This window comes from Pseudomonas sp. DR 5-09 (assembly GCF_001655595.1).
Taxonomy (GTDB): Bacteria; Pseudomonadota; Gammaproteobacteria; order Pseudomonadales; family Pseudomonadaceae; genus Aquipseudomonas; species Aquipseudomonas pharyngis.
In genome coordinates this window covers 961,170-980,650 of the sequence record NZ_CP011566.1, presented here as the reverse complement: position 1 = coordinate 980,650, position 19,481 = coordinate 961,170, and the positions used below count along the sequence as shown (strand labels likewise).

Sequence of the window (19,481 nt, the reverse complement as noted above, 5' to 3'; positions counted from 1 at the left end):
CACACATGCAATGGGAAGTCGTGATCGGTCTGGAGATTCACACCCAGCTCACCACCCGGTCGAAAATCTTTTCCGGTAGTTCCACCCAGTTCGGTTCCGAGCCGAACACCCAGGCCAGCCTGATCGACCTGGGCATGCCCGGCGTGCTGCCGGTGCTCAACCAGGAAGCGGTGCGCATGGCGGTGATGTTCGGTCTGGCGATTGACGCCGAGATCGGTCAGCACAACGTGTTCGCCCGCAAGAACTACTTCTACCCGGACCTGCCGAAGGGCTACCAGATCAGCCAGATGGAGTTGCCGATCGTCGGCAAGGGCCACCTGGACATCGCCCTGGAAGACGGCACGGTCAAACGTGTCGGCATCACCCGCGCGCACCTGGAAGAAGACGCCGGCAAAAGCCTGCACGAAGAATTCAGCGGCGCCACCGGCATCGACCTGAACCGCGCCGGCACGCCGCTGCTGGAAATCGTGTCCGAGCCGGACATGCGTAGCGCCAAGGAAGCGGTGGCCTACGTCAAGGCGATCCACGCGCTGGTGCGTTACCTGGGCATCTGCGACGGCAACATGGCCGAGGGCTCGCTGCGTTGCGACTGCAACGTGTCGGTACGTCCGAAAGGCCAGGTCGAGTTCGGCACCCGCTGCGAGATCAAGAACGTCAACTCGTTCCGCTTCATCGAGAAGGCGATCAACTCCGAGATCCAGCGTCAGATCGACCTGATCGAAGACGGCGGCAAAGTGATCCAGCAGACCCGTCTGTACGATCCGAACAAGGACGAAACCCGTCCGATGCGCAGCAAAGAGGAAGCCAACGACTACCGTTACTTCCCCGATCCGGACCTGCTGCCGGTGGTCATCGAGGATTCGTTCCTCAACGACGTGCGCGCCACCCTGCCGGAGCTGCCACCGCAGAAACGCGAGCGCTTCCAGAGTGCCTTCGGTCTGTCGGCCTACGACGCCAACGTGCTGGCCACCAGCCGTGAGCAGGCGGACTACTTCGAGAAAGTCGCGAGCATCGGCGGCGACGCCAAACTGGCGGCGAACTGGGTGATGGTCGAGTTGGGCAGCCTGCTCAACAAGCAGAACCTGGACATCGAGGATTCGCCGGTTTCCGCCGAGCAACTGGGCGGCATGCTGCAGCGCATCAAGGACAACACCATCTCCGGCAAGATCGCCAAGGTGGTGTTCGAAGCGATGGCCAACGGCGAAGGCAGCGCAGACGAGATCATCGAAAAGCGCGGCCTGAAGCAGGTTACCGACACCGGCGCGATCTCGGCGGTGCTGGACGAAATGCTCGCGGCCAACGCCGAGCAGGTCGAACAATACCGCGCGGCAGACGAAGCCAAGCGCGGCAAGATGTTCGGCTTCTTCGTCGGTCAGGCCATGAAAGCCTCCAAGGGCAAGGCCAACCCGCAGCAAGTGAACGAACTGCTGAAAAGCAAGCTCGAAGGCTGACGATGGCCCCGCGCCTGAGGATCGTTCCCACGCTCTGCGTGGGAATGCCGCCTCGGACGCTCCGCGTCCATTGCGGTGTGACGCAGAGCGTCACGGGTTGCATTCCCACGCCGGAGCGTGGGAACGATCACTTGGGAGCTTATGAATGAAACGTCTGCTCGGCGCCTGCGCCCTGCTCTCCTTGCTGGCCGGTTGCGCCAGCACCGACATCATCGACCCGCACGGTTACGACCAGACCGGCGTCGCCTCCTATTACGGAGCCAAACACCACGGTAAACGTACCGCCAGCGGCGAAGCGTTCAACCAGAATTCCCTGACCGCCGCTCACCGCCAATTGCCGTTCGGCACTCGGGTGAAGGTCACCAACCTGAAAAACGATGAATCCGTCGTGGTCCGCATCAACGACCGTGGCCCGCACACCCGTGGCCGCCTGATCGATGTTTCACGTGCGGCGGCCGAACAGCTCGGTATGCTGCGCAGTGGAACCGCCCGGGTGCGGGTCCAGGCCCTCGACGACTGATGGAGCGTCCACCATTTTCGGACTGACCGACTTGCCGCTGATCAGCGTGATCGAATTGCTCAGCGGGCTGTTCCTGCTGATCGCCGGCGCCGAACTGATGGTGCGCGCCGCCGTGCGCCTGGCCGCGCGCCTGCATGTACGACCGCTGATCATCGGCCTGACCATCGTCGCCCTCGGCAGCAGCGCCCCGCAAATGGCCGTCAGCCTGCAAGCCGTGCAGGCGCACACGCCGGATATCGCGGTCAGCAGCGTGATCGGCAGCAGCATTTTCAACATTCTTGTCACCCTCGGCCTGTCGGCGCTGATCATTCCGCTGCGGGTATCGCGGCAACTGGTGCGCCTCGACATCCCGTTGATGATCGGCGCCAGCCTGCTGGTGTTCGTGCTGGCATGGAATGAAGAACTCGGGCGCCTCGACGGCATTCTGCTGCTGGGCGCCCTGGCCCTGTACCTCGGATTATTGCTGCGCCAGTCGCGGCACTCGACCCGCCCGCATTCCGATCAACCCCACGATCCGCAGGCCCCGTGGTTTACCAGCCTGCTGATGATTGTCGGCGGTCTGGTCATGCTGGTGTTCGCCGGACACTTGCTGCTGGGGGCGGCCGTGGTCGTCGCCACTGACCTAGGGTTCTCCGAACGGGTGATCGGCCTGACCGTGGTCGCGGTCGGCACTTCGCTGCCGGAACTCGCCACCTCGCTGATCGCCGCGCTGCGCGGTCAGCGGGACATCGCCGTGGGCAACGTGATCGGTGCCAACCTGTTCAACCTGCTTGGGGTGCTGGGTCTCACCGCTTTGATCGCGCCGACACCGCTGTCGGTCTCGCCCAATGCGCTGGATTTCGACCTGCCGGTAATGCTCGGCGTCGCGTTGCTGTGCCTGCCGGTGTTCTATTCCGGCTACCGCGTGACCCGGGCCGAAGGCCTGTTGCTGCTGGGTTTGTACCTGGCGTACGGGCTGCACGTGGTGTCGTTCACCACCGGCATGCCACTGGCCGGAAAGCTCGAGCGATTGATGCTGTTTTATGTGCTGCCGACGCTGCTGACGTTTCTGTTTTTCACGTCCGTGCGCGCCTGGCGCCGCCAACACCACAAGAGGGATGTGCCATGACCGAATCGAAGAAATCCGGGGTTGAAGTCCGCCGTCAGGTAATGGGCGACGCGTTTGTCGACCGCGCGCTGGGCAACGCCACCGAGTTCACCCAACCGCTGCAGGATTTCGTCAACGAACACGCCTGGGGCGGCGTGTGGAATCGCGAAGGTTTGCCGCTGAAAACCCGCAGCCTGATCACCCTTGCCGCGCTGACCGCATTGAAGTGCCCGCAGGAATTGAAGGGTCACGTGCGCGGCGCGTTGAACAATGGCTGCACGGTCGATGAGATCCGTGAAGCGCTGCTGCATTGCGCGGTGTATGCCGGCGTGCCGGCGGCGATCGATGCGTTCCGCGCGGCGCAGGAAGTGATCGACAGTTACCAGAAGCCTGAGTGACAGCACTGTCCCCTTCGCGAGCAAGCCCGGTCTCAGGCTAGATCCACCCGCCCCACTGCAGGAAGAAGATCCCGATGTTGGTGGTGATCGCCGCCATCAGCGTGGTCAGCACGATGATCGCCGCCGCCAGTTCATGATTGCCCTGCGCCGCACGGGCCATGACAAAACTGGCGGCAGCAGTCGGGCTGCCGAAGTACAGAAACAGAATCCCCAGTTCCGCCCCGCGAAAGCCCCACAGCCATGCACCCAGCGTGGCAATCACCGGCAGGCCGACCATCTTCACCAGACTCGAACTGAGCGCCATGTTGCCGCTCTTGCGCAGCGCCGCCAGCGACAGCGTGCCGCCAATACAGATCAGTGCCAGCGGCAGCGTGGTCTGTGCCAGGTACTGAACGGAGGTTTCCAGCCACCCCGGCAGACCGATCTTGAAATAAGCGAACGGCGCCGCCGCGATCACGCTGATGATCAACGGATTGCTGACCACGCTTTTGCAGATGCTCCACGGGTCCGACTTGATCACCGGGCTGTAGACCGCCAGCACGATGGTCGACAGGGTGTTGTAGAACAGGATGACCAGCGCCGCGAGAATCGCTCCGAGGGAAATTCCGTAGTCGCCATACATGCTCGCCGCCAGCGCCAGGCCGATCACCCCGTTGTTGCCGCGAAACGCGCCTTGGGTGTAGATGCCACGATCTTCACGCGGACAACGGAAAATCGCCCAGCCCCAGGCCACGGCAAAACTGACCAGCGTGGCGAGGGCAAAATAGATCAGCAGCGCCGGTTGCAGCGCGGCGTGCAGGTCGGCGTGCAGGATGCCGAGAAACAGCAGCGCCGGCATGGTGACGTTGAACACCAGCGACGAAGCGGTGTGGATGAAGTTGTCGTTGATCCAGTCGATGCGCTTGAGCAGCACACCGAGAAACAGCATGGCAAACACCGGCGCGGTGATGTTCAGGGTTTCAAGAAAAATAGCCAGCATGCCGGGGAGCCTTGGAGGTGAGCGTCGTTAGGGGGCTAATGATAAGCCACTTTCACCCTGATCGTTCCCATGCTCTGCGTGGGAATGCAGCCCGGGACGCTCTGCGTCCAAAGTCGTGACGCGGAGCGTCACAGGAGGCGTTCCCACGCAGAGCGTGGGAACGATCAAACACTCAACGATCAAGTAATCGGCGCCGGATTGAACAACGTAATGTCGTTATGCAGCTTGTGCTTCTCCGCCCACGTCTGCTGCTTGCCGCTCGCCACATCCAGGTAGTAGTGGAACAACTCCCAACCCAACTCCTCGATGGACGCGCGTCCGGTAGCAATCCGCCCGGCATCGATATCGATCAGATCCGGCCAGCGCTGCGCCAGTTCGGTACGAGTCGAAACCTTCACCACCGGCGCCATGGCCAGACCATAAGGCGTACCACGACCGGTGGTGAACACGTGCAGGTTCATCCCCGCCGCCAGTTGCAACGTACCGCAGACGAAATCACTCGCCGGTGTCGCACAGAAGATCAAACCCTTCTGCTTGAAGCGCTCACCCGGGCCGAGCACACCGCTGATCGCGCTGCTGCCGGACTTCACGATCGAGCCCAACGACTTCTCGACGATATTCGACAACCCGCCCTTCTTGTTGCCCGGCGTGGTATTGGCGCTGCGATCCGCTTCGCCCTTGGCCAGGTAACGGTCGTACCAGTCCATCTCGCGCACCAGTTCCTCGGCAACGGTTTTGCTCTGCGCCCGAGAGGTCAGCAGGTAAATCGCATCACGCACTTCGGTGACTTCGGAAAACATCACCGTCGCCCCCGCCCGCAGCAGCAAGTCCGAGGCATAACCCAGCGCCGGGTTGGCGGTGATGCCGGAAAACGCATCGCTGCCGCCGCACTGCATACCGAGGATCAGCTCGGACGCCGGCACGGTTTCCCGGCGGCGCTGGTCGAGTTTCTTCAGGCGAACTTCGGCCAGTTCCATGATCTGCTCGATCATCTCGGTGAAACCGTGACTGGAATCCTGCAAGCGATACAGCCACGGCTCGCTCAGATCCACCGAGGCATCGTCCTCGTGCATCACCTGCCCGGCCTGCAATTTCTCGCAGCCCAGGCTGATCACCAACGCCTCGCCACCGAGGTTCGGGTTGCGCGCCAGATTGCGCACGGTGCGGATCGGGATGTAAGCGTCGGTCGCCGTGATGGCCACGCCGCAACCGTAACTGTGGGTCAGCGCCACCACGTCATCGACGTGCGGGTACTTGGGCAACAGTTCGTCCTTGATCCGCTTCACCGCGTGATCGAGCACCCCGGTGACGCATTGCACGGTGGTGGTGATCCCGAGGATGTTGCGCGTGCCGACAGTGCCGTCGGCGTTGCGATATCCCTCGAACGTGAAGCCTTCCAGGGGCGCCTGGGCGTCCGGCACTTCGGTGGACAGCGGCAGGCTGTCCAGCGGTGGCGCGGTCGGCATGCGCAGTTGATCTTCCCTGACCCAACTGCCACGGGGAATCGGCTGCAACGCGTAGCCAATGATCTGGCCGTAGCGAATCACCGTGCCGCCCTCGGGGATATCCACGAGGCTGACCTTGTGACTCTGCGGCACGAAATCCACCGTCACCAGGCCATCGGCAAATGCGGTGCCGGCCGGCACGCCCTGGTCGTTGACCACTACCACTACGTTGTCCCGCTCGTGCAGGCGGATGTAGCGCGGCGAGTCGGAATGTTCAATCAACTGCATGACGCCGCTCCTCAGGAATGCGCTTGAGACAATTTGCCGGTGGCTTCGGAACCGCCCTGGGTTGGCGGCTCTTTAAGGACCACACGTTTGATCGGGCCGACGATCACCAGGTAGCTGAACACCGCCACGAGTGCGTTGGCACCGACGAACACCAGCGCCCATTTGAACGAGCCGGTGGAACTGATGATGTAACCGATGACGATCGGAGTGGTGATCGAGGCGATGTTGCCGAAGGTGTTGAACAGGCCACCGCTCAGACCGGCGATCTGTTTCGGCGAAGTGTCGGACACCACTGCCCAGCCCAGAGCCCCCACGCCTTTGCCGAAGAATGCCAGGGCCATGAAGCCGACCACCATCCATTCAACGTCGACATAGTTGCACGCCACGATGCTGCTCGAAACCAGCAGGCCGGCAATGATCGGCGCCTTGCGGGCGAAGGTCAGCGAATGGCCCTTGCGCAGCAGGTAATCGGAAATCACCCCGCCGAGCACGCCGCCGATAAAGCCGCAGATCGCCGGCAACGAGGCGATGAAACCGGCCTTGAGGATGGTCATGCCGCGTTCCTGCACCAGGTACACCGGGAACCAGGTCAGGAAGAAATAGGTGATGCCGTTGATGCAGTACTGGCCCAGGTAAACGCCGAGCATCATGCGATTGGTCAGCAACTGGCGGATGTAATCCCACTTCGGACCGTCAGCCTTTTTGCCTTGTTTCTGGTCCATGTCGACCATGCCGCCGTTGTCGGCGATGAACTTCACTTCCGCTTCGTTGGCCATCGGGTGTTGGCGCGGGCTGTGGATAACCTTGAGCCAGACCAGCGAGAACACGATGCCGAGCAGGCCCATGACGATGAACACGTGCTCCCAGCCAAAGGAGAACACGATCCAGCCCATCAGCGGCGCGAACAACACGGTGGCAAAGTATTGCGCCGAGTTGAAGATCGCCGAAGCGGTACCGCGTTCAGCCGTCGGGAACCAGGCCGCCACAATGCGGGCGTTGCCGGGGAACGATGGCGCCTCGGCCAGACCCACCAGGAAGCGCAGCATGAACAGCGCGACGATGGCCGTGGACATGCCGAATTCACCGACGAAGCCTTGCAGCACGGTGAACAGCGACCAGGTGAAAATGCTCAGGGCATAGACTTTTTTCGAGCCGAAGCGATCGAGCAGCCAGCCGCCGGGAATTTGCCCGGCCACGTAGGCCCAACCGAAAGCAGAGAAGATGTAGCCGAGGGTGACCGCGTCGATGCCGAGGTCTTTTTGCAAACTGGAACCGGCGATCGCGATGGTGGCGCGGTCGGCGTAGTTGATCGTGGTCACCAGAAACAGCATGAGCAGGATCAAATAGCGGACGTGAGTCGGCTTGGACGATTGCATGTAGATGTACTCCCACTGATTATTTTTATGCGGGTAAAACATTCTTTGGTCTTGTGCCGCGCAGGGCCTCAGGCGAAGGCCCGGCGCGGGTGCAGCGATTTACGAACCGATGTAGCTGGTCTTCACGACCGTGTAGAACTCTTGCGCATAGCGGCCTTGCTCACGTGAGCCATAGGATGAACCCTTACGGCCACCGAACGGAACGTGGTAATCGACACCGGCGGTCGGCAGGTTGACCATCACCATCCCGGCCTGGGAATGACGCTTGAAGTGGTTGGCGTACTTCAGCGACGTGGTGGCGATACCCGCCGACAGACCGAATTCGGTGTCGTTGGCCATGGCCAGTGCAGCCTCGTAATCGGCCACGCGAACGATGTTGGCCACCGGGCCGAAGATCTCTTCGCGGCTGATGCGCATCGACGCTTCGCTGTCGGCAAACAGGGTCGGCGCAAGGAAGTAACCCTCGGTGTCGCAGGTCACCAGACCACCGCCGCTGACCAGACGCGCACCTTCGGACTGACCGATGTCGATGTACTTCATGTCCTGTTCAAGCTGCGCTTGCGAAACCACCGGACCGATGTCGGTGCCAGCCTTCAGCGCGTGGCCGACCTTGATCGATTTCATGCGCTCGGCCATAGCTTCGACGAACTTGTCGTGAATCCCGGCAGTGACGATCAGTCGGCTCGAAGCCGTGCAACGCTGGCCAGTGGAGTAGAACGCGCTCTGCACCGACAGCTCGACCGCCTGCTTGAGGTCGGCGTCGTCGAGAATGATCTGCGGGTTCTTGCCGCCCATCTCCAACTGAACCTTGGCCTGGCGCGACACGCAATTGACCGCGATCTGCCGACCCACACCGACAGAGCCGGTGAAGCTGATGCCGTCGACTTTCGGGCTGTTGACCAAAGCTTCGCCAACCACGCGGCCGCTGCCCATCACCAAGTTGAACACGCCGGCAGGGAAACCTGCGCGGGAGATGATTTCGGCCAGGGCCCAAGCGCAACCCGGCACCAGATCCGCTGGCTTCAACACCACGCAGTTGCCGTAGGCCAGGGCCGGGGCGATTTTCCACGACGGGATGGCAATCGGGAAGTTCCACGGGGTGATCAGGCCGACCACACCCAGGGCTTCGCGGGTGACTTCGACGTTGACGCCCGGACGCACCGACGGCACGTAGTCGCCGGACAGGCGCAGGCACTCGCCAGCGAAGAACTTGAAGATGTTGCCGGCGCGGGTCACTTCGCCGATGGCTTCGGGCAGGGTCTTGCCCTCTTCCCGGGCCAGCAGGGTGCCGAGCTCTTCGCGGCGGGCGAGGATTTCAGTACCGACTTTGTCCAGCGAATCGTGACGGGCCTGAATGCCCGAGGTCGACCACGCCGGGAACGCGGCGCGCGCGGCGTCGATGGCGGCGTTGACCTGAGCCAGGTCAGCCTTGGCGTAATCGCCGATGGTGTCGCTCAGTTCGGACGGGTTGATGTTCGCCGAGTAATCGTTACCGGCGACCCATTCACCGTTGATGTAGTTGTCATAGCGCTTGGTCACGAATCATTCTCCTGACGCAAAAGGCCGCTGATTGCTCAGCGGCCTTGTTTATAGAGGTGTGTTACTGCGCACCTTGCTTGTCGATCAGCGCAGCGAGCATTTCGTACTCTTCGCCGGTCAGGTCGGTCAGCGGCGCCCGCACCGGGCCTGCGTCATAGCCGGCGATCTTGGCGCCTGCCTTGACGATGCTCACGGCGTAACCGGCTTTGCGGTTGCGGATGTCCAGGTACGGCAGGAAGAAGTCGTCGATGATCTTGCCGACGGTGGCGTGATCTTCACGGGCAATCGCGTGGTAGAAGTCCATCGCGGTTTTCGGGATGAAGTTGAACACCGCCGACGAGTAGACCGGCACGCCCAGGGCCTTGTAGGCCGCGGCGTAGACTTCGGCGGTCGGCAGACCACCGAGGTAGCTGAAGCGATCACCGAGGCGACGACGGATCGACACCATCAGTTCGATATCACCCAGACCGTCCTTGTAACCGATCAGGTTCGGGCAGCGCTCGGCCAGACGCTCCAGCAGCGGCGCGGTCAGGCGGCAGACGTTGCGGTTGTACACCACCACACCGATGTTGACCGATTTGCACACCGCTTCAACGTGGGCGGCGACACCGTCCTGGCTGGCTTCGGTCAGGTAGTGCGGCAGCAGCAACAGACCTTTGGCGCCCAGACGCTCGGCTTCCTGAGCGTATTCGATGGCCTGGCGGGTCGAACCACCGACACCGGCGAGGATCGGCACGCTGCTGGCGCAGGTGTCGACGGCAGTCTTGATGATTTCCGAGTATTCGCTGGCAGCCAGGGAGAAGAATTCACCGGTGCCACCGGCGGCGAACAGGGCTGAAGCACCGTACGGGGCCAGCCATTCCAGGCGTTTGATGTAGCCAGCGCGGTTGAAATCGCCCTGGGCATTGAAATCGGTCACCGGGAACGAGAGCAGGCCGGCGGAGAGGATGGACTTCAGTTCTTGTGGATTCATTATTCGAACACCCTGGTAGCAACGTTTTTTTGTGAGTGGACCGTTCAGCCTTCGCCGAAGTTGTAGGTCATCGTACAACTTAAAATATAACCGTCAACTGCATTTCATCGTTGGAGGGCATTTTTTGTCGGACAGGATTTCTTTTTGACGTAGGAAATTTCTCGACTAGGCTGAACTTAACTGTATATACGTACAGTTAAATACAACCTGCCGACGACATATCAAGGAGAAAGAAATGTCCGGTCTACAAACAAAATGCTTCGAAAAACCTGCACCGGTCATCGCTCGTTTTGATGACTTGTTTACCCCCGGCGGCATCGCCTTCAATGCCGAAAACCCGCACTTGCTGTTGCACATCGCCGACGCGCACAGCGATGTCGAACCCATGACCGCCCTGCCCGCTCAAGCCTTGAAAGGCAAGCCGCAACTGCGCTTCGAAGGTGCGGAACACACGGCTATCGGCGATAACACCCGACTGCGCTTCGTTGAAAATGCCGAGCCGCTACTCGCGCAAAACGTGCCCCTGCATCTGCCGAACGGGTTGGCGCTGACCTACGGCCAGGTGCTGGCACTGGGTGGTGATTTCTATGGAATCGTCGACCGCCCGATCAATGAAGGATCGACCCCGGCTGATCGCCTTCAGCGCTTCACGGCAGCCTTCGACAGCCTCGCAGCGCTGCCCGCTTCTAAGTTTGAAGCGACGCAGATTCTCGCGATCATGCAAAAGGAAATCGACGCGGTAAAACGGGCAATCAAGGACGGCAAGCAGCCTCATGAGGCCTACGACGCGTTAGGAGATACGTTGTCGGAAGAGTGGAACAAAATCACCGGCGGCGGCAGTTTCGTCTCGGCGCTGTTTCCGCTCGGTCGCTATCTGAAACTGGCGGCGAACAACGCCGACCATTTCGGCGAATGGGCCCGACAAGCCTACATCGCCGGGCACACCGTTGCCCTGCAAAACGCCGCTGCCGCCCACGCCAGCCAAGACGAACTGCAACTGGAACGGGCCTACGCGATGAACGCTTTTGCCGATCACTACCTCACCGACCTGTTTTCCTCCGGACATTTGCGGGTGCCGCGCAAAGCCATGGCCGCCGCGGTGACGCCGAGTGACCTGGGCTCGCTGATCACTCGCTTCATGCACGACGAAGACAGCAAGTTCGGCCTCAAGGTACGTAACGGACATGGCGAGCAATGGCGGGCGTTCGGTGACAAGCGCTACTTCGATGCCACGGACGCCGACAACCGCAATCAGGTGAATCAAGCCGTACAGGATTCGGCGGACGAGGTGTATGCCGCTTATTCAAGCGGCAACGTGCCGACCACCTTCAACGCGCTGCAACGGTTGCCGGATCTGACAGCCGTGCTGGACCCGGCCAACAACTTCTCGCCACTGTTCCGCGTCGAGGGCAACAAAGTCCTGCGGCGCAAGGACGTTAACAACCTCAACGACACCGCCACCGTCGACGACTGGTGGGGCTGGAGCACTTACCTGCTGCTCAAGGACTATTACCCAACCGGCAACACGAATTAAGGAGCGATTCGATGACCCTCAAATTGAAACTGGAACTGGCCTCGGGCCAATCATTGAAAGGTGCGCCGCTGCAATTGCTGCGCGATGGCGTGGCTATCGCCCGCGCGTCGGTGGATGCTCATGGCCAGGCGACGTTCGACGTCAAGCCCGGCCCGGGAAAACTGGCGGTCAGGGTGGATCGTTCGATTCTGCCCCACAGCTGAAATGCCCGGACAAGATTGCTCCGGCGCGCCTCACCGATTCGCCGGGTAAAGTGCGACGACTGCCGCGAAGGATCGCGGCAGATCTTTCAAGGAGAGCGAAACATGACGTTTGCCGCTGCACACCTTCCACAATTCCCCGATCACGCCAGCGACTCGATCATCCTGCGGTTATCGAGTCTGGATGACGACCTGATCGTTCGTGTACCCGATGGCCAGAACACCCCGCCGAACTGGGATGTGTACCCGATCCTCGGTGACGACCCGGAAGAGCCCGAATGGCAAGGCTTGTCGGAGCAGACCGGCGTCTGGGATGACGCACTCGATGACATGGTCGGCCTGACCGGGATCGAACTGAGCATCCCGAGATTCGAGCTGGAAAAGTACCTGAACAGCACCGTTGAACTGCGCTACAAGTTTGCTGATGAGGCCAGTCTGGAGCCTTCCTCCGAACCGTTGACGCTACATATAGAGACCTGAGCCGGCCGTTTTCCCGCAGACCAGGCATACCTTTCCGAAGGCATCGACCGTTCGTCGAAACTGTTATTTCTAACAGGTGCCGTGCACATCCATTCCCGGCTTCAATCGCTGAGGAGTTAACGAACCGGCTCCGTCAGCCCAACAAAATGGCTGCGTTCTGAACAGGGTTCAAATGGATGTGAAAAGGAGTTTGATCATGACTGCACAAGTCAAAGCCTTGGCGGCACCGGATCTCGAAGAAGCCGTGAATGGTGTGCTCCACGTTGGCAAACTGAAGGGAGACGCTCACAGTGTTGTGCCGCCTTTCTCCCAGGCCTCTGTTGGCGACGTGATTAACATGCACGTAAGGACCTCGACCGGTAACGAATGGCAAGGGACCCGTGTACTGACCGCAGCCGAGGTGGGAAGGCCAGTGATCTTCGCCATCCCCAAAGATGTCTTTGAGAAAAAACTTGTTCCCGGTGCCAAGGCCGAATTGCATTACACCGTCACCAGATTCAACGGTAATGCTGAGTCATCCCCATTGCTGACAGTTCAACTCGAACGATAAGCAACAATCACCCCTGCGCCTGCGCCTCTTCATGAGCCTGGCGCAGCCGTTCGCGGCTGTTGGTCAGGTGCAGGCGCATGGCCGCACCGGCGGCATCGAATCCTGACGGGCAATCGCGTCGTAGATTTCCTCGTGCTCGCGACTCAGGCGATTCATGTAGTGCTGCTGATCGTCATGGGCCAGTCGTGCCGAGTTATAGGTGACGCCCCGGAAGAGCCCGAATGGCAGGGTTTGTCGAAACCGACCGGCACTTGGGATGACGCCCTCGATGACATGCTCGGCCTGACCGGGATCGAACTGAGCATCCCCAGATTCGAACTGGAAAAGTACCTGAACAGCACCGTTGAACTGCGCTACAAGTTTGCTGATGAGGCCAGTCTGCAGCCTTCCTTCGAACCGTTGAAGCTCTACGTTGGAGCCTGAGACCAGCCAGCACCGCTCGTCGAAACTGTTAGTTTTTACAGGTGCGCCGACAGAATGACTGCTCCTAGGCTGAGACTCAATTCTCAGTCCAGGAGCTGCAATCATGAAAGTGACCTACACGCTTAAGAACCCCGTGGGCAATCGGCGGTATTTTATGTTCGAGGGGATTGTCAATTTGTCCGACATTCTGAAGTTCGCGGGTGTCGACCAGCAGTACATCGTCACCAAAAAAATCCTGTCTGTGCCCTTCGATATCGAAGAGCCCATCACCGATGTCATGCTCGAGACCGAGGTTTATAAACCTTGAAACAATCGACAACTCGAACGATAGGCAACAATCAACCCTGCGCCTGCGCCTCTTCATGAGCCTGGCGCAGTCTTTCCCGGCTGTTGGTCAAATGCAGGCGCATGGCCGCGCGGGCGGCATCGGAATCCTGACGGGCGATGGCGTCGTAGATTTCCTCGTGCTCGCGACTCAGGCGATTCATGTAGTGCTGCTGATCGTCATGGGCCAGTCGCGCCGAGTTCAGGCGAGTGCGCGGAATGATGCTGGTGCCCAGGTGGGTCATGATGTCGGTGAAGTAGCGGTTGCCGGTGGACAGCGCGATTTGCAGATGGAACTGGAAGTCCGACGCCACTGCATCGCTGGCGTGGGCCACGCTGTCATTCAGCGCATCAAGGGCCGCGCGCATCGCAGCGAGTTGCTCGGTGCTGCGACGCTGCGCGGCAAGGCCGGCGGATTCGACTTCGAGGCTGATACGCAATTCGAGAATGGCCAGCACGTCACGCAGTGTGACCACTGTAGCCGGATCGATCCGGAAACCGCTGGGGCTCGGGGTATCGAGCACGAAAGTGCCGATGCCATGACGGGTTTCCACCTGACCTGCGGCCTGTAGCCGGGAGATCGCCTCGCGCACCACAGTGCGGCTGACACCATGGGCTTCCATGATCGCCGACTCGGTGGGCAACTTGTCGCCACGCTTGAGCAGACCGTCGCGGATCTGCTCGGTCAGCACCGTCACCAGTTCTTGAGCCAGGCTGCGGCGCTTGCGAGGGAGGCGCGGGGTGTCGATCAGGTTTTCCATGGTCTGCATCTTGTCTCGAAAATTCGGCTTGTGGGCATCATAGCTCAAGCGGGTTGTACGATCACTTTCCGTTTCCACACTCGCCGTGTGGGCGCTGGCAAGCCAGCCCCACACGGCGAGTATGGACGTATCAGGCGGTCACGTTCTGCTCAACCAGGTGACCACTGTCAATCCGCACATGCCGTGGATGGAAGCGCTTGAGGCTGCTGCGATGGCCGACGCTGACGATGCTCAGGCCGGGCAACTGATCGATCAGCGCCTGGTACAGCGTGGCCTCATCCTCTTCATCCATCGCCGACGTTGCTTCGTCCATGTACAGCCATTGCGGCGCATAGAGCAGCGCACGCGCGAAGGCCAGACGTTGCTGTTCACCCGGCGACAACATGCGCTGCCAGTGGTTGGCCTCGTCCAGTCGCGCGACAAGATGCGGCAAACGGCAAGTCTCCAACACCTGTGCATAACGCTCGGGCGCGTAGGTGTCGCCCGGTTGTGGATAACTCAACGCCTCACGCAGGGTCCCGATCGGCAGATACGGTTTTTGCGGCAGGAACAGATAACGCGAAGCCGGCAGGCGAATGCTGCCGTGCCCGGCCGGCCACAAATGCCCCATCGCCCGCAGCAGCGTGGATTTACCACTGCCGGAACGACCGCTGAGCATCACCCGATCGCCCTGCTCCACAGTCATGTCGGCGCTGGTCAGCAGGTGACGACCGTCAGCCAGATCGAGGCCGAGGTTACGAACCTTCAGCTCATCGCCCTGATTCTGCACGTCGATGGCCGGTGCACGTTCTTCGTTGTCGGTCATCGCCTGGCGGAAACTCAGCAGACGATCGCACGTGGCGCGCCACGCGGCGAGGTCCGCATAGGCGTTGATGAACCAGCTGAAGTTCTCCTGCACGTTGCCGAATGCCGAGTTGATCTGCATCAGCTCACCCAACTCGATCTTGCCAGTCAGGTAACGCGGGGCCGCGACGATGAACGGGAAGATGATTGCGATCTGGCCGTAACCCGAGGTGAAGAACGTCAGGCGCTTGGACACCCGCATGATGTCCCAGAAGTTGTGCCAGACCAGACCGAAGCGGTTGCTCAGACGGCGATTCTCGTTCGGCTCGCCGTTGTACAACGCAATACTCTCGGCGTTCTCACGTACTCGCACCATGGAGAAGCGCAGGTCCGCTTCGAAGCGTTGCTGCTGGTTGTTCAGGCCGATCAGGCGTCGACCGATCAGGTGCGTCAGCCAGCTGCCGACCGCCGCGTACAGCAACGCACACCAGAACATGTAGCCGGGAATCTCGATGCCGAATACTTCGATGCTGCCGGAGACGCCCCACAGAATGATCGAAAACGACACCAGGCTGACCACCGTGCGGATCAACCCCAGGGCCAGACTCAAGGTGTTGCTGGTGAAGGTATTGAGATCTTCGGAAATCCGCTGGTCAGGGTTGTCGGTGTAGCCGCCCTGCTCCAGCTGGTAGTAGTTCTTGTGCCCGAGCCAGCGTTTGAAATGGTTCTCGGTGAGCCATGCCCGCCAACGAATGGTCAGCATCTGCGTCAGGTACAGGCGATACACCGCGCCAAGAATCGCCACCGCCGCAATGCCGCAGAAATACAGGATCAACTGCCAGAACGCCGCCTCGTCCTTCTTCTGCAAGGCGTTGTAGAAGTCCTTGTACCAACTGTTAATCCACACCGAGATCGCCACGCTGAACAATGTCAGTGCGATCACGGCAATCAGCAACGTCCAGGCCTTGCCCTTCTCTTCGCTGCGCCAGTAAGGCGTGATCATGGCCCACACCTTGCGAAAAAACTGCCCGCGCACAGTATCGTTGACCGCGGAATATTCAGCGTTCTGATTCATGGAAAAGGCTCGATAAAGAAAAGAACAGACACGCACCGATCATAGATGATCGGTGCGTTTTATCGCGAGGGCTGGCGATGGTCGTTCAGCGCAGGTTCAGCGACGAACCGGACGCTTCTGCAGTTTGCGCTGCAGGGTGCGGCGGTGCATGCCCAAGGCGCGGGCAGTGGCGGAAATGTTGCCTTCGTGCTCGGTCAGCACGCGCTGGATGTGCTCCCACTGCAGGCGATCCACCGACATCGGGTTTTCCGGCACCAGGCTGTCGAGGTCGGCGTGCTCGGACAGCAACGCTGCCAGCACATCGTCGGCGTCGGCCGGTTTGCACAGGTAATTGCAGGCGCCGCGCTTGATCGCCTCGACCGCAGTGGCAATGCTCGAGTAACCGGTGAGGATCACCACGCGCATTTCCGGGTCCAGCTCCAGCAGCTTCGGCAACAACACCAGGCCGGAGTCGCCGTCCATCTTCAGGTCCAGCGCGGCATAGTCCGGCAGATCGGCCTGGGCGATGGTCAGGCCTTCTTCGGCGGAACCGGCGGTGCTGACGCGGAAACCACGACGGGCCATGGCCCGGGCCATCACCCGGGTGAAGGTCGCGTCGTCATCGACCAGCAGCAAATGCGGCAGTTCTTCGCCTTCGACTTGGATTTCGTCACTCATGTTGCTCTCCTCGGGCGCCGTGGGGCAGGCGCAGCTCGGTGAGCGTGCCGCCTTCCTCATGACTATAGAGTTTCACTGAGCCGCCGGCGCGTGTCACGCTGGCCTTGCTCAAAAACAGGCCCAGGCCGAAACCTTTGCCCTTGGTGGTAAAAAACGGTTTGCCGATCTGCTCGGCGATGGCCAGCGGCACACCGGCGCCATGATCGCGGATGCTGATGGTCAGGTCTTCGGCGGTCCAGTCCAGGGTCACCTGAAGGTTTTCCGGGCAGGCATCGGCGGCGTTGTTCAACAGATTCAACAAGGCCTGGGTCAGATCCGGCGGCGGCGCCACACGCGGCAACGGGCCCTGGCCCAGACGCTGGAAGCGATAACTGGCTTCCGGGCGCATCAGGTGCCAACGGTTGAGCGCCTCGTCGAGCCACTCGGTGACGTCCTGCATCTCCACCGCCATCCGGCGATTGGCTTCGGCAGCACGCACCAGTTGTTGCAGAGTCTCCTTGCAGAGCTTCACCTGATCCTTCAACACCTTCAGGTCTTCCTGCAGCATTGGATCGGGGTGATCCTGCTGCATTTCGTTGAGCAACACACTCATGGTCGCCAGCGGTGTGCCCAGTTCATGGGCGGCACCGGCGGCCTGAGTCGCGACGGCCAGCAATTGCTGATCGCGCAGGCCTTCTTCCCGACGGATCGCGCGCAACTCTTCCTGGCGGCGCAGCTCTTCAGCCATGCGCGCGGCGAAGAACGTAATCACTGCCGCCGCCAGGGCAAAGCTCAGCCACATGCCGTAGATCTGCAGGTTTTCCCGCGCGACCGGCAGGGTTTCCAGCGGATAGAAGTGCGTCAGCATTAGGGTGTACAAGGCCAACGCAATGCCCGACAGCACTACCGAATAACGCCACGGCAGCGTCACCGCAGCGATGGTCAGCGGCACCAGATAATACGAAACGAACGGATTGGTCGAGCCACCGGAGAAATACAGCAAGGCGCTGTGGATAACCAGATCGCAGGCCAGTTGCAACGCGTATTCGAGCTCGGTCACCGGCCACGAAGTGCGCAAACGCACGGCGGTGAACACACACAGCAGAATCGAACAGCCGAGGGTCATCACCAGTTGCACCCACGGCAACGGCAACAAATCCAGCCAGTAAGCCAGGCCCACGGAACCGGCCTGCGCGGCGAGCACCAGGGTGCGGATGAAAGTCAGCCGCCAGAGGTTCTGGCGAGTGGCGGAAGTCAGTTGTACGGGGGCGAGCATGAGCTCTCCTGATGAGCGCTCCAGGCGGATCGCACGGAGTATAACCAAGGCGCGAGCTCGAGAGGCGAAAGTGCGGCAAACGACCACATGGCAGAAAGTTGTGTGACAGCTATAAGGCTGCCGTCACGAGGGGTATTCGAAAAGCGAAAAAACCGGCGATCTATTTGAGATAGCCGGTTTGAAGGCTCAGTCAGTTCCCAATTCCGTAGGAATCCCTGTTAATCAACTCCTGGACCTTGTTCCAGCCTTCCTCGATCGTGCCGAACCGAAATCCTTGTTGCGTGCCATGGATAAAAACGTCGACCCATTGCTGATCATTGGGTCCATTGACAAAAAGGACATCAAAACCGCGTTGGTTTGCATCTGTTTTCGCTTCCGGTGTCATGACTATTTCCTTATAGGATGGAGTTCATCGAAGCCGATCACTCGGCCAGTTGATGGCTATCGCGAAGGGCTTAGTGATGCTCGACCAACACGTTGAACATTTCTACTGTCAGAACTAACAGGTAACGCCACCTCTCCGACGGATGGCCGTCAGCGTGATCTGTATAGAAGTTGTAACTGGGCGAACCGGATCACAGAAGCTAGAGTCTGATGGTTTCACGCAGGCCCCCGAACATCACCTGCGCCCTCATCAAGGAGCTTTCATGCACACATTTCGCCGCAGCGCCGCCCTTCTCGCCCTGACCGTCGGCAGCATCGCCAGCCTTCCGGCCCTGGCCGCCGATGAGCTGCACTACAACCAGATTTCCCTGCGCGCCGAAGTCAGCCAGGAAGTGGCCCGCGACCTGATGATCGTGACCCTCTACACCGAAGAGCAAAACACCGACCCGGCCAAACTCGCCGCCGACGTCAGCACCACCATGAACAAGGCACTGGCCCAGGCCAAGCAAGTCAAAGACATCACCCTGCGCCAGGGCAGCCGCAACAGCTACCCGATCTACGACACCAAGGGCCAGAAAATCACCGGCTGGCGCGAACGCGCCGAACTGCGCCTGGAAAGCGCCGACTTCGCCGCCCTGTCCAAACTCACCGGTGAGCTGCTGACCGACCTGAAAATGGGCGGCATGGACTTCGCCATCGCCGACCCGACCCGCAAGGCCAGCGAAGACAAACTGCTGAAAGAAGCCGTCACCGCCTTCAAGGCCCGCGCCCAACTGGCCACCGACGCCTTGGGCGGCAAGGGCTACAAAATCGTCAACCTGAACCTCAACAGCAACGGCTTCCCGCAACCCTACATGCGCGCCCCGATGATGATGAAAGCCGCGGGCATGGATTCGGCACCCGTCACGCCTGAAGTCGAAGCCGGCACCAGCCAGGTCAGCCTGACCGCTGATGGCTCGATTGAAGTGTTGATGCAGTGATTGAATGACAGTTGAATGA

General features: G+C 60.6%; 21 protein-coding genes and 1 pseudogene. 11 read left to right on the top strand and 11 right to left on the bottom strand.

From position 1 onward, the window contains the following. The first annotated feature begins 5 nt into the window (after nucleotides 1–5). From gatB to PDR5_RS04255, 4 genes are all read left to right on the top strand, one after another. Nucleotides 6–1,451 (top strand): Asp-tRNA(Asn)/Glu-tRNA(Gln) amidotransferase subunit GatB, encoded by a 1,446-nt coding sequence (gene gatB, locus PDR5_RS04270; protein ID WP_039769265.1) that lies wholly within the window; start codon nucleotides 6–8, stop codon nucleotides 1,449–1,451. A gap of 145 nt (nucleotides 1,452–1,596) precedes the next feature. Next, nucleotides 1,597–1,971, top strand: a complete 375-nt coding sequence (locus tag PDR5_RS04265) for a septal ring lytic transglycosylase RlpA family protein (protein ID WP_064593383.1) — start codon at nucleotides 1,597–1,599, stop codon at nucleotides 1,969–1,971. 46 nt (nucleotides 1,972–2,017) lie between these two features. Continuing rightward, on the top strand, nucleotides 2,018–3,079 hold the full coding sequence (locus PDR5_RS04260; RefSeq protein ID WP_064600672.1) for a calcium/sodium antiporter: 1,062 nt from the start codon (nucleotides 2,018–2,020) through the stop codon (nucleotides 3,077–3,079). After that, nucleotides 3,076–3,456 carry a carboxymuconolactone decarboxylase family protein gene (locus PDR5_RS04255; protein ID WP_011332452.1) on the top strand — a complete coding sequence of 127 codons (381 nt, stop codon included), beginning with the start codon at nucleotides 3,076–3,078 and terminating at the stop codon, nucleotides 3,454–3,456. Before PDR5_RS04260 ends, PDR5_RS04255 begins: the two co-directional genes overlap by 4 nt. Nucleotides 3,457–3,493: 37 nt before the next feature. Here PDR5_RS04255 and PDR5_RS04250 read toward each other — a convergent pair whose 3' ends face one another. The 5 genes from PDR5_RS04250 to kdgD form a co-directional block, all read right to left on the bottom strand. After that, nucleotides 3,494–4,435: an AEC family transporter gene (locus PDR5_RS04250; protein WP_064593382.1), complete on the bottom strand. Its 942-nt coding sequence runs from the start codon at nucleotides 4,433–4,435 to the stop codon at nucleotides 3,494–3,496. Between the two features lie 179 nt (nucleotides 4,436–4,614). Beyond that, nucleotides 4,615–6,168: a galactarate dehydratase gene (garD, locus tag PDR5_RS04245; protein ID WP_064593380.1), complete on the bottom strand. Its 1,554-nt coding sequence runs from the start codon at nucleotides 6,166–6,168 to the stop codon at nucleotides 4,615–4,617. Nucleotides 6,169–6,179: 11 nt separating this feature from the next. Continuing rightward, complete coding sequence (locus PDR5_RS04240) at nucleotides 6,180–7,544, bottom strand: MFS transporter (RefSeq protein WP_039769701.1); 1,365 nt, start codon at nucleotides 7,542–7,544, stop codon at nucleotides 6,180–6,182. Nucleotides 7,545–7,643: 99 nt separating this feature from the next. Further along, on the bottom strand, nucleotides 7,644–9,083 hold the full coding sequence (locus PDR5_RS04235; protein ID WP_011332449.1) for an aldehyde dehydrogenase family protein: 1,440 nt from the start codon (nucleotides 9,081–9,083) through the stop codon (nucleotides 7,644–7,646). Nucleotides 9,084–9,144: 61 nt separating this feature from the next. Then, complete coding sequence (gene kdgD, locus PDR5_RS04230; RefSeq protein ID WP_011332448.1) at nucleotides 9,145–10,056, bottom strand: 5-dehydro-4-deoxyglucarate dehydratase; 912 nt, start codon at nucleotides 10,054–10,056, stop codon at nucleotides 9,145–9,147. 235 nt (nucleotides 10,057–10,291) lie between these two features. Between kdgD and PDR5_RS04225 the strand changes: the two genes are divergently transcribed. The 4 genes from PDR5_RS04225 (at nucleotide 10,292) to PDR5_RS04210 (ending at nucleotide 12,820) form a co-directional block, all read left to right on the top strand. After that, nucleotides 10,292–11,590 carry a hypothetical protein gene (locus PDR5_RS04225; RefSeq protein WP_064593377.1) on the top strand — a complete coding sequence of 433 codons (1,299 nt, stop codon included), beginning with the start codon at nucleotides 10,292–10,294 and terminating at the stop codon, nucleotides 11,588–11,590. A gap of 11 nt (nucleotides 11,591–11,601) precedes the next feature. Continuing rightward, complete coding sequence (locus PDR5_RS04220) at nucleotides 11,602–11,793, top strand: hypothetical protein (protein ID WP_064593376.1); 192 nt, start codon at nucleotides 11,602–11,604, stop codon at nucleotides 11,791–11,793. Nucleotides 11,794–11,895: 102 nt separating this feature from the next. Next, a complete protein-coding gene (locus tag PDR5_RS04215; protein ID WP_064593375.1) occupies nucleotides 11,896–12,270 on the top strand; it encodes a hypothetical protein in 375 nt (124 codons plus the stop codon). A gap of 196 nt (nucleotides 12,271–12,466) precedes the next feature. Then, nucleotides 12,467–12,820 (top strand): hypothetical protein, encoded by a 354-nt coding sequence (locus PDR5_RS04210; RefSeq protein WP_064593374.1) that lies wholly within the window; start codon nucleotides 12,467–12,469, stop codon nucleotides 12,818–12,820. Nucleotides 12,821–12,827: 7 nt separating this feature from the next. On the opposite strand, the pseudogene PDR5_RS29085 reads toward PDR5_RS04210, so the two are convergent. Next, nucleotides 12,828–13,015, bottom strand: a pseudogene (locus PDR5_RS29085) (FCD domain-containing protein); the annotation flags it as partial. On the opposite strand from PDR5_RS29085, the gene PDR5_RS04205 reads away from it, so the two are divergent. Together PDR5_RS04205 and PDR5_RS04200 are read left to right on the top strand one after the other, a co-directional pair. After that, nucleotides 12,980–13,243 carry a hypothetical protein gene (locus tag PDR5_RS04205; RefSeq protein WP_237233878.1) on the top strand — a complete coding sequence of 88 codons (264 nt, stop codon included), beginning with the start codon at nucleotides 12,980–12,982 and terminating at the stop codon, nucleotides 13,241–13,243. The pseudogene PDR5_RS29085 and the gene PDR5_RS04205 overlap by 36 nt on opposite strands. Nucleotides 13,244–13,346: 103 nt before the next feature. Continuing rightward, a complete protein-coding gene (locus PDR5_RS04200) occupies nucleotides 13,347–13,550 on the top strand; it encodes a hypothetical protein (RefSeq protein WP_064593370.1) in 204 nt (67 codons plus the stop codon). 31 nt (nucleotides 13,551–13,581) lie between these two features. On the opposite strand, the gene PDR5_RS04195 is transcribed toward PDR5_RS04200, so the two are convergent. The 5 genes from PDR5_RS04195 to PDR5_RS04175 all read right to left on the bottom strand — a co-directional run bounded on the left by PDR5_RS04195 (nucleotide 13,582) and on the right by PDR5_RS04175 (nucleotide 18,483). Further along, a complete protein-coding gene (locus tag PDR5_RS04195) occupies nucleotides 13,582–14,328 on the bottom strand; it encodes a FadR/GntR family transcriptional regulator (RefSeq protein WP_175473381.1) in 747 nt (248 codons plus the stop codon). Nucleotides 14,329–14,458: 130 nt separating this feature from the next. Further along, nucleotides 14,459–16,186 carry an ABC transporter ATP-binding protein/permease gene (locus tag PDR5_RS04190; RefSeq protein ID WP_064593368.1) on the bottom strand — a complete coding sequence of 576 codons (1,728 nt, stop codon included), beginning with the start codon at nucleotides 16,184–16,186 and terminating at the stop codon, nucleotides 14,459–14,461. A gap of 96 nt (nucleotides 16,187–16,282) precedes the next feature. Continuing rightward, entirely contained in the window at nucleotides 16,283–16,843 is a 561-nt protein-coding gene (locus tag PDR5_RS04185; protein WP_003221630.1) for a response regulator transcription factor, read from the bottom strand. Next, nucleotides 16,836–18,098 carry an ATP-binding protein gene (locus tag PDR5_RS04180; protein WP_064593366.1) on the bottom strand — a complete coding sequence of 421 codons (1,263 nt, stop codon included), beginning with the start codon at nucleotides 18,096–18,098 and terminating at the stop codon, nucleotides 16,836–16,838. Before PDR5_RS04180 ends, PDR5_RS04185 begins: the two co-directional genes overlap by 8 nt. 190 nt (nucleotides 18,099–18,288) lie before the next feature. Continuing rightward, a complete protein-coding gene (locus tag PDR5_RS04175; protein ID WP_064593364.1) occupies nucleotides 18,289–18,483 on the bottom strand; it encodes a hypothetical protein in 195 nt (64 codons plus the stop codon). A gap of 262 nt (nucleotides 18,484–18,745) precedes the next feature. On the opposite strand from PDR5_RS04175, the gene PDR5_RS04170 reads away from it, so the two are divergent. Then, complete coding sequence (locus PDR5_RS04170) at nucleotides 18,746–19,462, top strand: SIMPL domain-containing protein (RefSeq protein WP_064593362.1); 717 nt, start codon at nucleotides 18,746–18,748, stop codon at nucleotides 19,460–19,462. Nucleotides 19,463–19,481 lie beyond the last annotated feature (19 nt).